A 1,029-nucleotide genomic window follows, 5' to 3' on the forward strand; every position below is an offset into this window, starting at 1 on the left:
CCCGCACTACCACCTCCGTCCGAGCGACGCGGGCCTCGGATCGGACGCGCTCGACGTGCTCTCGGCGGGCTACGAGGAACTGGCGAGCGGGACGGTCGAGCCGGGCGACCGCGCCGCGACGCGCGCGATCCGTCACGTGATCCGGTGCGGGCGAACGGAATCGGACGGGCTCCCCGTCGACCTCCCGCTGGAGAGACTCGCGGCGGTGCTGGAGCGGCACACACGCGGCCTCGGGGTGCTCGACGACCTGTTCGCGGACCCGCGGGTGACCGACGCGTTCCGCTCCTCGCCCGGTGACGGACGGCCCCTCCGGATCCGCGTCGACGGCGAGGCCATGACCACGAACGTCGGGCTCTCTCCGGCGGACATCGCGGCGCTGTCCGCGCGCGTCCGCGCCGCGAGCGGACGGACGCTCTCCCGGGCCTCGCCGACGACGGACGCGGCGGTCGGCGGCGTCCGGGTCGCCGCGGTCACGGCCCCCGCGAGCGACGGTCCCGGGTTCGCGTTCCGCCGGCACGACGACGACGCCTGGACGCTTCCCCGTCTCGTCGCCGTCGGGTCGCTGCCGCCCGCGGTCGCCGGACTGCTGTCGGTCGCCGTCGAACGCGGCGCGGCCGTGCTCGTCGCCGGCCCGCGCGGAGCGGGCAAGACCTCGTTGCTCGGCGCCCTGTGTTTCGCGGTGTCCTCCGCGGCACGAACCGTCCTCGTCGAGGACACCCCGGAGCTCCCGGTCGACGGACTCCGCAGGTCGGGGCGGGACGTGCAGCGGCTCCACGTCGGAACGGACGCCGACGCGCCGCTCTCGCCGACCGAGGCGGTCCGGACGGCGCTCAGGCTGGGCGAGGGGGCGCTCGTCGTCGGCGAGGTCCGCGGCGAGGAGGCCCGCGCCCTGTACGAGGCGATGCGGGTCGGCGCGGCCGCCGACGCCGTGCTCGGAACCATCCACGGAGCCGGCGGCGCGTCCGTCCGCGAACGCGTCGTCTCCGACCTCGGCGTCCCGGCGTCCTCGTTCGCGACGACCGACCTCGT

Annotated in this window: 1 protein-coding gene; it reads left to right on the plus strand. The window is 76.6% G+C overall.

Going from position 1 to position 1,029, the window contains the following annotated elements:
- Positions 1–1,029, plus strand: a 1,029-nt coding sequence (locus ACQUQ1_RS22390; RefSeq protein ID WP_435066385.1) for an ATPase, T2SS/T4P/T4SS family, incomplete at both ends; no start/stop codon positions are given.

The sequence above is a fragment of the Halobaculum sp. EA56 genome (genome assembly GCF_051195075.1).
Classification (GTDB): Archaea; Halobacteriota; Halobacteria; order Halobacteriales; family Haloferacaceae; genus Halobaculum.